This window comes from Exiguobacterium sp. UBA3491 (assembly GCF_002377745.1).
Classification (GTDB): domain Bacteria; phylum Bacillota; class Bacilli; order Exiguobacteriales; family Exiguobacteriaceae; genus Exiguobacterium_A.
This window is the reverse complement of sequence record NZ_DFQK01000032.1, coordinates 495821-509481: the sequence shown is the minus strand read 5'-3', so window position 1 is coordinate 509481 and position 13661 is coordinate 495821. Positions and strand designations below refer to the sequence as shown.

The 13661-nt window shown below is 46.5% G+C and carries 14 protein-coding genes (1 of these 14 cut by a window edge); all 14 read left to right on the top strand.

The window, feature by feature from the left end:
- Window positions 1-218 (top strand): cell division protein FtsL (gene ftsL / locus B4F99_RS15060; RefSeq protein WP_290759377.1); only part of this gene is annotated, 218 nt, incomplete at its 5' end.
- Window positions 219-340: 122 nt separating this feature from the next.
- Window positions 341-2353 (top strand): penicillin-binding protein, encoded by a 2013-nt coding sequence (locus B4F99_RS15055; protein WP_290759374.1) that lies wholly within the window; start codon window positions 341-343, stop codon window positions 2351-2353.
- Between the two features lie 108 nt (window positions 2354-2461).
- Window positions 2462-3781, top strand: coding sequence for a UDP-N-acetylmuramoyl-tripeptide--D-alanyl-D-alanine ligase (locus tag B4F99_RS15050; RefSeq protein WP_290759370.1), 1320 nt, complete (start codon window positions 2462-2464; stop codon window positions 3779-3781).
- Window positions 3782-3803: 22 nt separating this feature from the next.
- Entirely contained in the window at window positions 3804-4766 is a 963-nt protein-coding gene (gene mraY, locus B4F99_RS15045; RefSeq protein ID WP_290759367.1) for a phospho-N-acetylmuramoyl-pentapeptide-transferase, read from the top strand.
- A 33-nt stretch (window positions 4767-4799) separates the two neighbouring features.
- A complete protein-coding gene (gene murD, locus B4F99_RS15040; protein ID WP_290759364.1) occupies window positions 4800-6146 on the top strand; it encodes a UDP-N-acetylmuramoyl-L-alanine--D-glutamate ligase in 1347 nt (448 codons plus the stop codon).
- Window positions 6143-7237, top strand: coding sequence for an undecaprenyldiphospho-muramoylpentapeptide beta-N-acetylglucosaminyltransferase (gene murG / locus B4F99_RS15035; RefSeq protein WP_290759361.1), 1095 nt, complete (start codon window positions 6143-6145; stop codon window positions 7235-7237). Before murD ends, murG begins: the two co-directional genes overlap by 4 nt.
- 60 nt (window positions 7238-7297) lie before the next feature.
- The gene (locus B4F99_RS15030; RefSeq protein ID WP_290751541.1) at window positions 7298-8077 is read left to right on the top strand and encodes a cell division protein FtsQ/DivIB; all 780 of its coding nucleotides are present in this window, start codon (window positions 7298-7300) and stop codon (window positions 8075-8077) included.
- A 229-nt stretch (window positions 8078-8306) separates the two neighbouring features.
- Window positions 8307-9611: a cell division protein FtsA gene (gene ftsA, locus B4F99_RS15025; RefSeq protein ID WP_035406809.1), complete on the top strand. Its 1305-nt coding sequence runs from the start codon at window positions 8307-8309 to the stop codon at window positions 9609-9611.
- Between the two features lie 48 nt (window positions 9612-9659).
- Window positions 9660-10814 carry a cell division protein FtsZ gene (gene ftsZ / locus B4F99_RS15020; protein ID WP_029342137.1) on the top strand — a complete coding sequence of 385 codons (1155 nt, stop codon included), beginning with the start codon at window positions 9660-9662 and terminating at the stop codon, window positions 10812-10814.
- 84 nt (window positions 10815-10898) lie between these two features.
- On the top strand, window positions 10899-11675 hold the full coding sequence (gene pgeF, locus B4F99_RS15015) for a peptidoglycan editing factor PgeF (RefSeq protein WP_290759357.1): 777 nt from the start codon (window positions 10899-10901) through the stop codon (window positions 11673-11675).
- A complete protein-coding gene (locus B4F99_RS15010) occupies window positions 11662-12333 on the top strand; it encodes a YggS family pyridoxal phosphate-dependent enzyme (protein WP_290759353.1) in 672 nt (223 codons plus the stop codon). Before pgeF ends, B4F99_RS15010 begins: the two co-directional genes overlap by 14 nt.
- Window positions 12334-12526: 193 nt before the next feature.
- Complete coding sequence (locus B4F99_RS15005; RefSeq protein ID WP_231496839.1) at window positions 12527-12853, top strand: cell division protein SepF; 327 nt, start codon at window positions 12527-12529, stop codon at window positions 12851-12853.
- A gap of 2 nt (window positions 12854-12855) precedes the next feature.
- The gene (locus B4F99_RS15000; protein WP_035406819.1) at window positions 12856-13131 is read left to right on the top strand and encodes a YggT family protein; all 276 of its coding nucleotides are present in this window, start codon (window positions 12856-12858) and stop codon (window positions 13129-13131) included.
- On the top strand, window positions 13128-13661 hold the 5' portion of the coding sequence (locus B4F99_RS14995) for an RNA-binding protein (RefSeq protein ID WP_290759350.1). The gene runs 246 nt beyond the window's last position; the window shows 534 of its 780 coding nt (coding positions 1-534); it begins with the start codon at window positions 13128-13130; its stop codon lies off the right edge, out of view. Before B4F99_RS15000 ends, B4F99_RS14995 begins: the two co-directional genes overlap by 4 nt.

Genomic DNA, 13661 nt, shown 5'->3' with positions numbered 1-13661 from the left:
TGTTATTTGGGAGTTTGACGATCAGTACGCACAACGAGGCGTACAATGTCAGTCGTGACTTAGCGAAAGAAAACCAAGTCACACAGTCACTCAAAAAAGAAAATGAACGTTTACAACTAGAGGTCACGAACTTAAGCTCTCCGGAACGGATTTATAAGATTGCAAAAGAACAGGGTCTTGATATGCGTAAAGGGAACATCAAGGTGATTCCTAAATGAATCCACTGAAAAAATCCCGTTGGAGAGTAGCCTTTATCATGGTGATATTTGCTACTCTCTTTTTTGTGTTTATTGGCCGATTTTTATACTTAGCGACAACTAAACAATTCCATGGGGAAGATATGATTGCCTATGCTGAGAAAAAGCGATGGGAGTCTCAGGAGACGCTTGGGGCAGAACGTGGTGAAATATTTGACCGTCTCGGTTCTCCAATCGCCATTAATGTTCCGTCGTATCACCTGATTGGTATTTACCGACTAGGTGGCGTCAAGGATCCGGATGAGACGATCGTCGACTTCAAAAAGACGGCTGAAGGTCTCGCACCGATACTTGGAATGACGACGAAGGAACTGGAAACCTATTTGATTGAGAACAAAGAACGTTCGCAAATCGAATTCGGAAAAAAGGGAAATGACTTAACACTCGATCAAAAAGAGAAGATCGACAAGTTAAAACTCCCTGGAATCCGGATGATCGAAGAGCCAAAACGATACTACCCGAACGGTATCTTCTTATCCGATACACTCGGATTCGTCCAAAAGATCACCGAGGAGAATGGTCGTGTCGCGTTACAAGGGCAGATGGGAATCGAAAAACAGTATGATAATGCCTTGAGTGAGTCTTACGGTGCACGTGTCTTCGAGAAAGACCGGAGTGGTAATCCGTTGATCCAAGGTTCTTCACGTGTCTCGAATGAACCGAAGGATGGATCGAATCTGTACTTGACAATCGATCATCGCATTCAACAGTCGCTTGAGAAACAAATGCAAAAAATGTACAACACGTATAAGCCGAAAAACGCAACGGGTATCGTCATGGATGCGAAGACTGGTGAAATCCTTGCCATGGCGGATCGTCCATCGTTCAACCCGAATTTACGTGACATGAAAGATTTTACGAACTTCGCCGTATCCTCACGATTCGAACCGGGTTCAACGATGAAGATTTTTACGCTTGCAGCAGCGATTGATGCGGGAGTCTTCCGTCCGAACGAGATGTATAAATCGGGTAGTTATAACTACAAAGGAACGGTCATCAAGGATTACAATGATGTTGGTTGGGGCACAATTCCGATGATCGAGGGTGTCTATCACTCCTCGAATGTCATGTTCTCGAAGTTGACAGCAGAAAAACTTGGGATCGAACGGTATAAAGAATACTTTAAGAAGTTTCATTTTGACCAACGAACGGGTATAGACATCTCGGGAGAAGTAAACAGTCAGTCTGATTTGTCAAAACCGCTGAATGCGCTCATCACTTCATGGGGACAATCGACTGCAGTCACACCAATGCAATTACTTCAAGGGGCAACAGCAATTGCTGGTGACGGTGAAATGGTCAAACCGCATATCATCCAAAAAGCCGATCATACGGATAAAGCACCGTACCGAGCGAAAACTGAAGTCGTCGGTAAACCAATTTCGGCAGAGGCGGCCAAAGCGACGCGGGATGCACTGGACGGGGTCGTCAATAGTAAAATCGGAACTGGTCAAATGTACAAGTTGAAAGACTACCGTGTCATCGGTAAGACCGGTACAGCTCAAATTTCTGAGAATGGGAAATACATTCAAGGGAAATTCATTCACTCGTTCATCGGCATGGCACCAAAAGATGATCCGGAATTAATCATGTACATCGCGGTCGATCGTCCGTCAAAAAATGAATCATCGGTGTCAGGACCACTCATCATGAGTCCGGTGTTCAAAAGTGTCATGAATACAGCATTGCAGTACCGGAGCATTCAACCGGAAACGCAAAAAGATTCGGTGGATGTCAAAGCGAAGATTACGCCGAGCTATATCAAGAAGAGCGCTCGACAAGCAACGGATTTGGCGAAAGAACAAGAAGCTGTTCCAATCATCCTTGGGGATGGAGCGGAGGTCGTTTCGCAGATTCCGTCTCGTGGTCAAGAATTCGTCAGTGGAGAACGTGTCTTGCTGAAGACAGCGAACACATTTAAGATGCCGAATCTGACGGGGTGGTCGCAGCGAGACGTCAAAAAGCTCGTCAGCTTATATGACTTGAAGCTCGATGTCATCGGTAAAGGTTTTGTAACCAAACAATCAGCTCGAACTGGTACACTAGTGAAGGAAAATGGAAAGTTGACGGTCGAACTAGCTGAACCTAAAGAATAACGGTGGGGCAAGTTTCCTGATTTCTACAGGAAGACGAGGACGAACAGGAGTCATTCGTTGACTTTTGCATTCGTCCTCTTTTGTTGTCATCGAATGGAGGTATATATCATGTTAACAATTACGCAAATTGCTGAGTGGCTGCATCTTGATGTCAGAGACGATCGGGTCGTCCGCCACTTCGCAACGGATTCACGCGCACATCTTGAAGATGGTCTCTATGTTCCGATTCAAGGAGCACGCGTCGATGGTCATCGCTTCCTGGAAGGCGCAAAAAATCAAGGAGCGATCGTCACCTTATGGAAGAAAGGGATTGATCGACCGGACATCGATGTCGTTTTCTTAGAAGTCGATGAACCACTGGTTGCCTTGCAAGAGATCGCTAAACAATACTTAATGCGGATTGCGCCAAAAATCGTTGCCATCACTGGATCGAATGGCAAGACATCGACGAAAGACATGGTCGAAAGTGTACTCAAGACAACGTTCAAGACACATAAGACACAAGGGAACTTCAATTCGGATATCGGGATGCCGTTAACGATTCTCATGATGCCGGCTGACACGGAAGTCGCCGTACTGGAAATGGGGATGAACGGTTTTGGCGATATCGAATTCTTATCGAATCTTGCTGAACCAGATATTGCGCTCGTCACGAACATCGGTGAATCCCATGCGGAGCAAGTCGGTGGACGTAGTGGAATCGCCAAAGCGAAGCTTGAGATTCGGTCTGGTCTTAAACCAGGAGGTCATCTGTTCGTTGATGGGGATGAACCACTTCTAGCAGAAGTCGAAGCGGAGAAAATCGGTTATCAGATTGGGAATACGTACCGGATCGAGACGACAGAAGCAACATTTCTCGGAACAGCCTTTGCTTACGATGGTACTGCCTTTCATCTCCCTGTGTTAGGAAAACACCAAGTCCGAAATGCAGCGTACGCGATTGCGACAGCGCGCGCGCTTGGCGTGACGGATGCCCGGATCCAAGAAGGATTCGACGCGGTTGAACTGACACCAATGCGGATGGAACGACTGCTCTTTGAGGAGACAGCGGTCATCAACGATGCGTATAACGCAAGTCCGACATCGATGAATGCAGCGATTGAGACAATCACTGCATTAGAAGGGTATACGACGCGCGTTCTCGTGCTCGGCGATATGTATGAACTAGGAGACCAGGAACGCTTGTTACATGCCTCGGTCGGAAAGCGGATTACGTTACCGGTCTCACATGCTATTCTAGTAGGGGAGAAAGGCGCGTGGATTGCTGAAGGAATCAGCGACCCATCCGTCCAAATCCAATTTGCGGCAACTGTTGAGGATGCTGCTGAACAATTGCGTTCGCTGCTTGGAGAACGAACAATCGTTTTATTGAAAGCGTCACGTGGGATGGCGCTCGAACGGATATTGACCTATCTGAACGAAAACTAATTTTTGAAAAAGGGTGTCTGCTATGATCACATTATTCATCAGTCTTATTCTTGCATTTCTTGTTGTACTACTTGTTATGCCAAAGGCAATTCCGTTTCTACACCGATTGAAGTTCGGTCAGGAAATTCGGGAAGAAGGACCTCAATGGCATCAAGTCAAATCGGGAACGCCAACGATGGGCGGGATCGTCATTCTCGTCGCGATGATGGTCAGTGTTCTTGGTGCGATCGTCATGGGTGATTTATCAACGACACAGTTATCGTTACTCTTTTTAACACTTGCATATGGTGCGATTGGTTTCATCGATGACTACATCAAAGTCGTCAAGAAGCGTAATCTCGGTTTGAATTCGAAGCAAAAACTGATTGGGCAAATCGTCGTCGGATTGTTATTCGTTTGGTTGAGTGGTGGATTTACGAGTGACGCGACGTATCTGTCGATTCCATTCACAGACTTCAAACTTGATTTTGGTATCATCTATCCGTTCGTCGCCTTGTTCTGGTTAGTCGGATTCTCGAATGCTGTCAACTTGACAGACGGGTTAGACGGTCTCGTATCATTTACGGCGATTCCGACATTCCTCTTCTTCGGTTTGTACAGTTGGTTCATCGCGGATGAAGTGGTTGCTGCTTGTTTTGCCTTCTCAGCAGTTGGTGCCCTAATTGGATTCCTCTTATTCAATGCTCATCCAGCAAAAATCTTCATGGGTGATACAGGGTCCCTTGCACTCGGTGCCGCACTAGCAGGTCTATCGATTGTCTTAAAACTAGAACTTCTCCTTGTCTTGATCGGCATTGTCTTCGTTGTAGAGACACTATCTGTCATTCTACAAGTCATCTCATTTAAGACGACAGGGAAACGTATCTTTAAAATGAGTCCGATTCATCACCATTTTGAAATGGTTGGTTGGAGCGAATGGCGGATTGTCGGTACATTCGCAGGAATCAGCTGTTTGATGGCATTCATCGCCTACGTATTTATGTGATAAAAACGAAGAGAGAAAGTGAGCGATTCAACAATGGAACAACGACAATGGAATGATCAAAAGGTGCTCGTTCTCGGAACGGCGAAAAGTGGAATCGCAGCCGCTCGTTATTTAGCGAGCGTAGGTGCAAAAGTGACAGTGAATGACGGGAAAACACCGTCCGAGAGTGATCAAGCAGTGCTTGCATCACTCGATGTCCAAACGGTCTATGGTGGGCATCCGCTCACACTACTCGATGACATCGATTTGATCGTCAAGAATCCGGGAATTCCGTATCATATCGAATTGTTACAAGAAGCATTACGACGCAACATTCCCATTTGGACAGAGGTGGAACTGGCGTATCACGCAACAGATGCGACTTGGATTGCTATCACAGGATCAAACGGGAAAACGACGACGACGACACTCGTTCATGAATTGTTGAAAACAGGGTCTCGACGTGTGCATTTGGCAGGAAATATTGGATTCCCGGCAATTGAAATCGCACGTCAGGCGAAACGAGATGATATCATCGTCATTGAATTATCGAGTTTTCAATTGATGGGGATCGATCAGTTCCGACCATACACAGCAGCCTTTTTAAATCTATCACCGGCACATCTCGATTATCATGGTGATTTTGAATCATACGGAGAAGCAAAAGCTCGGATTTTCAAAAACATGACATCTTCGGATCGGCTTATCTTGAACGCTGATGATGCATCGGTCAACGAGCTCGGTAAGACAGCAAATGTGACGCCGCTCCTGTTCTCACGTCGTCAATCTGCTTATGCAGAAATAGTGAATGATGTATTGACGATCAATGGATCGAGTATTCTACCCGTCAAAGAACTTGCTCTCGGTGGTGGTCACAATGTTGAGAACGTCCTCGCGGCCTTAGCGCTCGTCGAACCATTCGACTTACCATTAGCGAATGTCCAGCATGTGCTACGGACATTCGGAGGAGTAGAGCACCGGACACAGTTCGTCGGTGAAATTGCTGGTCGAAAAGTTTATAACGATTCGAAAGCGACGAATAACGTCGCGACAGAAGCAGCCTTATCTGGATTCACGACAAACATCATCTGGTTATGTGGTGGGCTCGAGCGGGGAGCGGATTTGACACCGCTACTCGATGCGATGAAGCACGTCAAACATGTCATCGGACTGGGTGAAACCGGACATCGCTTCGGAACGCTTGCATCTGAAAACGGATATTCATCAACGGTCGTCAAGACGATGGATGAAGCCGTGAAAGTAGCATTTGAAGTATCACAACCTGGAGACATCATTCTTTTATCACCAGCATCCGCAAGTTGGGATCAGTATAAGACATATGAAGAGCGCGGCGATCATTTCGTTCGTGCCGTACATGAAGTAGGGGGAACAACAGTATGAAAATCGTCGTCTCTGGTGGCGGTACAGGTGGTCACATCTATCCGGCACTTGCCATGATCCGAGAGCTCGAAGAACGCATGCCGTGTGAGGTCCTCTATATCGGAACAGAAAACGGTCTCGAAGCGGATATCGTCCGTCGGGCAGGAATTCCATTTGAATCGATTGAGATCTCTGGCATCCGTCGTTCGCTGTCGTTCGAGAACGTCAAGACGGGTATCCGGTTCGTCAAGAGTGTCAGACGGGTTCGCCGACTACTGCGCCACTTCCAACCGGATATTGTCGTCGGTACAGGTGGGTTCGTCTGTGGACCTGTTCTGTACACGGCAGCAAAAATGGGTTTTAAGACACTCGTTCATGAACAAAACAGTCTTCCCGGTATCACCAATAAATTTTTAGCGCGTTATGTGGACCGTGTCGCATTATCCTTCAAAGGATCCGGTCATCACTTCGGTAAAAACGAAACAAAGACGGTTCTGATCGGAAACCCACGCGCTTCTGAAGTAGCGGAGTTACAAATCAATCCAACGGAAGAGCGTCAGCGGTTCGGTTTCGAGGAAGGGCGTCCACTCGTCGTCATCTACGGTGGGAGCCGAGGTGCACCTGCCATCAATGAAGCAGTCGTCGACATGATGCCGAAAGTTGAACAAGCCGGATGGTCGCTCCTCTTCGTTACGGGTCAGATTCATTACGATACGATTGTTTCACGCGTTGGTTCCATACCAGAACGGATTCAACTTCGTCCTTTCGTGTATGATTTACCGAACATCCTAAAAGCTAGTCAACTTGTCATTTCGCGTTCGGGAGCAAGTACATTAGCAGAACTGACGACGCTTGGGTTACCGAGTGTCCTCATTCCAAGTCCTTACGTGACGGAAAACCATCAAGAAGTCAATGCCTCATCGCTCGTCGAGACAGGTGCGAGTCTATTGATTCGTGAACAAGAACTGACAGGTGAACGGTTATTTGATGCATGTGAAAAAGCATTGGCGCAACAACAAAAGATGTCTGAAGCAGCACTTGCGCTCGGTATGCCGAATGCATCACGAGACTTAGTTGATGAATTGTTACGCCTAACCGGACAAAAAAACTAAACTATTGCAGGAAAAGACCGATAGGGAAATGAACTGTTACGTATAGAGGAGGAATGAGACGTGAGGGAACGGAGAGCGGTCGGACGACCGCAAGAGGACAAGAACGTCCGCAGTCTCGAGGATAAGATACCTTATATCCGTGAACAACGTCGCAAAAAAGCTAACCGAAGACTCATTTATGTCCTGATTTTGATTGGTCTATTGGTCGGTGTCGTCTTTTATCTGCAGTCAAGCTATTCCCGGGTCGCTCGATTTGATGTTGATGGTAACGTCAATGTGAAATCAGAGGATATTTTGCAAGCATCCGGGATCAAGGTGAAAGAGACACATGCCTTTAATGTGTCAGAGGAAGACGTTCTTGAACGGATTGAGAAGGTCCCAGGTATTCAAGAAGCAACGATGCAAAAGCAATTTTTGCACCAATATCGCGTGACGGTGACGGAAGAGAAAGAGATTGCCTATGCGAAAGATAAACCGGGAGACCGGATCGTCCTTGCGGATGGAACGATCATTCCCGGTAAGTCGAAGGAAGAATTGTTTGACGCTCCGATCTTGACTGGCTTCACCGATCAATCTCTAAATCGATTGACGAAGGAGCTTGTTAAAATCGAGCCGAAAGTACGGAGCCGGATATCCGAGATCGTCGCTAATGATAAGACTGACAAAGGTGGTCTGAAGTTATTCATGACGGATGGGAACACGGTTTTGCTCAGTACTTCTGCCTTTTCCAATTCATTGAATGAATATGTAAAGGTCATTTCTGCCTTACCAAAAGGAAAGACAGGAACGATTACAATTGATGGTGGTATCTATTTCAAACCATATAAAGGAAAAAAATAGAAGATTCGTAAAGGACTGACGAATAAAAAAACAAACGTGTGTTTTCATTCGTCGACCTTTGTTCGAATCGTCATCAAATCGTAATCTATTAGGACGCTAAGACGGGCAATAACTTCTTTTCGTAAGTATTTATATAGTGTAGACTTAAACGAGAAGAAGCCTGATCTATTCCTAGAATATAATTAGGAATAAAAAGGATTAGTATTATGAAAGTGGAGGTGTCACTCCCATGGAAACGAAAGGTACGATTGCCGCACTCGACATTGGGACATCGGAGGTGAAACTCATCGTCGGTGAACTACTTGGTGGAACGCTGAACGTTCTTGCTGAAGGTTCTGCACCATCCGCGGGTGTTAAACGAGGTGTCATCGTTGACATCGATCAAACGGTACATGCCATTAAACAAGCGGTTACAGAAGTGGAACGCACACTTGGTGAACCAATTGGTGAAGTATATGTCGCTATTTCCGGCGAGCACATTCAAGTCAAGGATTGCCAGGGGATGACGTCGATCAAAGGTGAGGACAATGAAATCACGGATGATGATGTGAAAGATGTCTTGCATTCCGCAATGGTCATGCGAATTCCAAATGAACTCAGTGTAGTTGATGTCTTGCCGAAGACGTTTACGGTTGATCAGCAAACAGAAATCACTGATCCAAGAGGAATGATTGGTTATCGTCTCGAAGTAACAGGGAAGCTCATCATCGGAGCGAAGACGATCCTACATAGCATTAAACGTTCCATTGAACGGGCTGGTTTAGAGCTTGCTGGATATGTGCTGGAGAGTTTAGCGGTATCTAGAATCGCAGCATCGATTGATGAACTAGAACTCGGTGTTGGGATCATCGATATCGGACATGAGACGACGACGCTTTCCATCTATGAAAAGAACGATCTCGTCTACTCGACGACGTTGCCTTACGGCGGAGATCATCTGACACGTGATTTGACGTACAAGATGAACTGCAAATACCAAGATGCGAAACTCGCTAAAGAAGAATACGGCGTTGCACTCGAAGCACTCGGTGATCCGGAGGAAAAAGTCTCATACGTCACGATCAACGGGGAACATCGTTTCGAACCACAATCAGAGATCGGATTCGTTTTAGAAGCGCGACTTGAGGAAATCTTCGAGATGATTCAAAAACGAATGACGCAAGCGGGATACGCTCACATGAACAGCGGCTTGATCTTATGTGGTGGAAGTTCTTCACTACCTGGCATCGATCAGCTCGGAAAACGGATTTTCAAGCAGAGCGTCAATGTCTATCAGCCTGCTAGTCTTGGTATTCGTCATCCGAAGTACGCCGTTGCAGCTGGTATGTTACGTTATGTACTCTCAAGAAGCGCCGTATCGAAATCAGGTTTCGACCGGGCAGAAGAGAAAGAAGTCGTAGCATCCGGACGTGAGCAGGATGCACTGCTCATGAACGAACAGGCATCACCTGCTCGTGAAGAACGACCAACGCGTGAACAGCCTCCAAAAGAGAAAAAGTCATTCAGTAGTTTCTTTGAGAAATTCTTTGGTTAATGCCTACAAAAAAATCCAATGAGTAAAAAATATTAGGGGGCCCTTTTTATGTTGCATTTTGATGAAATGATGGACCAAGTAGCAAAAATCAAGGTCATCGGTGTAGGCGGTGGCGGTTCGAACGCCGTCAACCGAATGATTGAACACGGTGTCCAAGGCGTAGAGTTCATCGCTGTAAACACAGACGCTCAGGCATTGAACATGTCACAAGCTGACGTGAAATTACAACTCGGCGCAAAATTGACACGTGGTCTCGGTGCGGGTGCAAATCCGGAAATCGGTAAAAAAGCGGCAGAAGAAAGCCGTGAACAATTAACAGAAATCCTTTCAGGAGCTGACATGGTCTTCGTCACAGCCGGTATGGGTGGCGGAACTGGAACAGGAGCTGCTCCAGTCATCGCTGAGATTTCAAAAGAAATCGGCGCATTGACAGTCGGTGTCGTGACAAAGCCATTCATGTTCGAAGGACGTAAACGGATGCAACATGCTGTTTCTGGTGTCCAGAACTTCAAAGAAAAAGTCGATACGTTGATCGTCATCCCGAATGATAAGTTGCTTGAAATCGTCGATCGGAACACACCGATGCTTGAAGCGTTCAAAGAAGCGGATAACGTCTTACGTCAAGGTGTACAGGGGATCACGGACTTGATCGCCGTTCCTGGTCTAATCAACCTCGACTTCGCCGATGTGAAGACGATCATGACTGAAAAAGGCTCTGCTTTGATGGGTGTAGGTGTCGCAACAGGTGAACATCGTGCGACGGAAGCCGCTAAAAAAGCGATTTCAAGTCCGTTGCTTGAAACATCAATCGAAGGCGCGAAAGGTGTTCTAATGAACATCACGGGTAGTGCGAACCTCAGCTTGTATGAAGTAACGGAAGCCGCACAGATCGTTCAAAGTGCAGCAGATGAGGAAGTTAACTTGATCTTCGGTTCGGTCATCAATGATAACCTAGAAGATGAAATCATCGTCACAGTCATCGCGACGGAATTCGAAAACGAACCACTCGACTTCGAAATTCCATCCGCACAAGAGATGATGAAAAACCTGTTGAAGAAAAAACAAGCGACTCCACCACCAACAGAGGAGTCTAAACCACAAGTCGAAGAGACGCCTGTCAGCTCAAATCCTGAACCAGCTAAAGCGCCAGATGTCGAAGAAACGATGGACATCCCATCTTTCCTTCGCCGGAATAATCGTTGATCGATGTTCCAGTGACACGACTGCTAAACCAAGAGGTGTCGCGAAAGCGGCGCCTCTTTTTTTAAAATCGAAGGAGGCATCGACATGTTTGGACAATGGATCAAATGGGATACACCAACAGGTACCGTACGTGCCGCCTTTACGACGAAGTTTGCAGCACCACATGGAAACGGTAACTTAGGATTACATGTCAACGATGATCGTGACGGCGTCATTCAGAACCGACAAGTCATTGCTCGACAGCTTGATCTATCTCTTGAGAACTCAATTTGGGCGCAGCAAATCCATGGGAATCACGTTGAACAGGTGACGACACTTGACTCCGGACGCGGCTCTCTGGATTACGAAACAGCGATTCCGGGTACAGATGGATTGGTGACGACCGATTCGAATGTCTTATTGATGATGCTCTTCGCTGATTGTGTTCCGCTTGTCTTCTGTGATCCGACGACAGGAATCATCGCGAATACGCACGCTGGATGGCGGGGGACTGTTGGCAATATCGTTGAAGAGACAGTCAAACAAATGGAGCGTGCAGGTGCGAGTCGCTCATCGATTCAGATGGTCATTGGTCCATCGATTCGTGATTGTTGTTACGAAGTCGATCAACCCGTCATCGATGCGATCGACGCACTTGAACTCGATGAGTCTCCTTACATACGCAAGGAAGATGGAAAAGCGATGTTATCGCTACAAAAAACGAACGCTGCGCTAGCTGAGCGTTGTGGAGTCGGTGATGTCCTTGACACAGGTCTATGTACACACTGTCAGGCGGAAGATTACTTCTCTTATCGCCACGGCGACCACGGTGGTCGCTTTGCAAGTTTGATCGTAAAGGAGTCATTGGATGTCAATTCTTGATAATGTACAAGAGGTTATGAAACGAATGGAACAAGCAAGTGAAAAGAGTTCTTCTGAAAAGCAGGTACAGTTGATTGGCGTGACGAAATCAGTCTCAAGTCAAGTTGCTTCTGAATTATTAGAGGCCGGTGTAACGCATCTTGGAGAAAATCGCCCGGACGGATTGCTCGAAAAACAGGCAGAGCTCGGACGAACCGCCTGTACATGGCACTTCATCGGTACGCTACAAACGCGTAAAGTTCGTCAGATCATTGATTCCATTGATGTACTGCATTCGCTCGATCGTCTTCATTTGGCAGAAGAGATCAATAAACGAACGGACCGAATCATTGATTGTTTCATTCAAGTCAATATCTCGGGAGAAGAATCGAAGCAAGGTATTGCACCGGAGGATGTACCGTCGTTCTTACACGAAATCGGTCAGTATCCCGCGATTCGTGTCATCGGACTGATGACGATGGCACCGTTGACGGAAGACACGACGCGTGTACGTGAGGTATTCCGGTCATTAAAAACATTGCAAGAAGAGGTCAAGGCAAAAAAATTGTCGTATGCTCCATGTACAGAGTTATCCATGGGGATGTCATCGGATTTTGAGATTGCCATCGAAGAAGGGGCGACGTTCGTCCGAGTCGGGACGACGCTCGTTCACACCTAAACGAGAAGAAGGGAGAATGGATATGGGTTTCAAATCAAAAATGCAAAATCTATTTCTCGGCAACAGCGATGATTTAGATGAACTCGAATATGAAAATGATGCTACAATAAATAAAGGTAGAGGTGCTTCACAACAAGAGTACGAAGAGTATTACGAGGAATCTACCCCAAGTGTTACTCAAAAGGAGGACAGCGTGAGACAATCGAATATCGTGCCGCTACATGCGACGAAAAAAACGAAATCGCAGGTCATCTTGAGCGAACCACGTGTCTTTAACGAAGCCCAAGAGATTGGGGAACATCTTCGTCAGAACCGTGCTGTCATCGTCAATATGCAACGTATGTCAAAAGATCAATCACGACAGATGATCAACTTCTTATCTGGTGTCGTTTTCGCTCTCGATGGAACGATCACGACGATCAGTCAGAATACCCTCCTCTGTGTTCCAAACAATGTCGAGTTGGCTGGTAGCATCTCGAATCTTCTAGGAGAAGATGATATTAATCATAAGGGGTGGTAAGTATGGATTCACAAGTGATGTACGCGATTGGTCGTACATTAAGTACGTTATTACAATATTATAGTTATGTCATGATTGTGTACATTCTGCTATCTTGGTTCCCGAATGCCCGTGATTCGAAATTCGGACAAGTGCTCGCGATGTTGGTCGAGCCATTCCTAGCACCCTTCCGTCGTATTATCCCGCCTATCGGAGGCATGCTAGATATCTCGCCGATTGTTGCCTTTCTCGTCTTGAACTTGGCACAATCCGGTATCCGAGCTATCTTCTTCGTATGAGTGTATATGATCATTATCGTGGAAGCGAGCGGGAATTCGTCGATTCGGTCTTGAACTGGATTGATCACGTGGAAGCGACGTATACGTTTAAATTAACGGATTTTCTAGACCCTCGTGAACAGCAAATCACACAAGAACTCGTCGGTTCGAAATGCGCCCTCTTTTTTGAGGGCGGTTTCGAAGGCGCCGAACGTAAACGAGCAATCCTCGCACCAGACTATTATGAATACAACGCGGATGACTTTGACATTTCCATTTATCGCATTCATTATCCTACTAAATTCGTTGAACTATCTCATCGTCAAGTCACCGGTACATTATTGAACGTCGGATTGAAACGTGCCAAGTTCGGCGACGTCATCATCCAGGATCAAGTGCAATTTGCTGTCGCGGACGAAGTTGCGACATATATCGAAGCAAACGTCGAACGCGCAGGTAAGACGAAGATTCGTCTTTCGCGCGTAGACGCAGAAGATCGCTTGAAAGTGAAGGAACAAGAGTGGGAAGAGACGCTCGGGTTCGTCAGCTCA

What these genes read in the sequence shown, in the direction of transcription:
- B4F99_RS15055 (WP_290759374.1), top strand. Translation starts at nt 341, where the DNA reads ATGATTGCCTATGCTGAGAAAAAGCGATGGGAGTCTCAGGAGACGCTT.
- B4F99_RS15050 (WP_290759370.1), top strand. Translation starts at nt 2,462, where the DNA reads ATGTTAACAATTACGCAAATTGCTGAGTGGCTGCATCTTGATGTCAGA.
- mraY (WP_290759367.1), top strand. Translation starts at nt 3,804, where the DNA reads ATGATCACATTATTCATCAGTCTTATTCTTGCATTTCTTGTTGTACTA.
- murD (WP_290759364.1), top strand. Translation starts at nt 4,800, where the DNA reads ATGGAACAACGACAATGGAATGATCAAAAGGTGCTCGTTCTCGGAACG.
- murG (WP_290759361.1), top strand. Translation starts at nt 6,143, where the DNA reads ATGAAAATCGTCGTCTCTGGTGGCGGTACAGGTGGTCACATCTATCCG.
- ftsA (WP_035406809.1), top strand. Translation starts at nt 8,307, where the DNA reads ATGGAAACGAAAGGTACGATTGCCGCACTCGACATTGGGACATCGGAG.
- ftsZ (WP_029342137.1), top strand. Translation starts at nt 9,660, where the DNA reads ATGTTGCATTTTGATGAAATGATGGACCAAGTAGCAAAAATCAAGGTC.
- pgeF (WP_290759357.1), top strand. Translation starts at nt 10,899, where the DNA reads ATGTTTGGACAATGGATCAAATGGGATACACCAACAGGTACCGTACGT.
- B4F99_RS15010 (WP_290759353.1), top strand. Translation starts at nt 11,662, where the DNA reads ATGTCAATTCTTGATAATGTACAAGAGGTTATGAAACGAATGGAACAA.
- B4F99_RS15000 (WP_035406819.1), top strand. Translation starts at nt 12,856, where the DNA reads ATGGATTCACAAGTGATGTACGCGATTGGTCGTACATTAAGTACGTTA.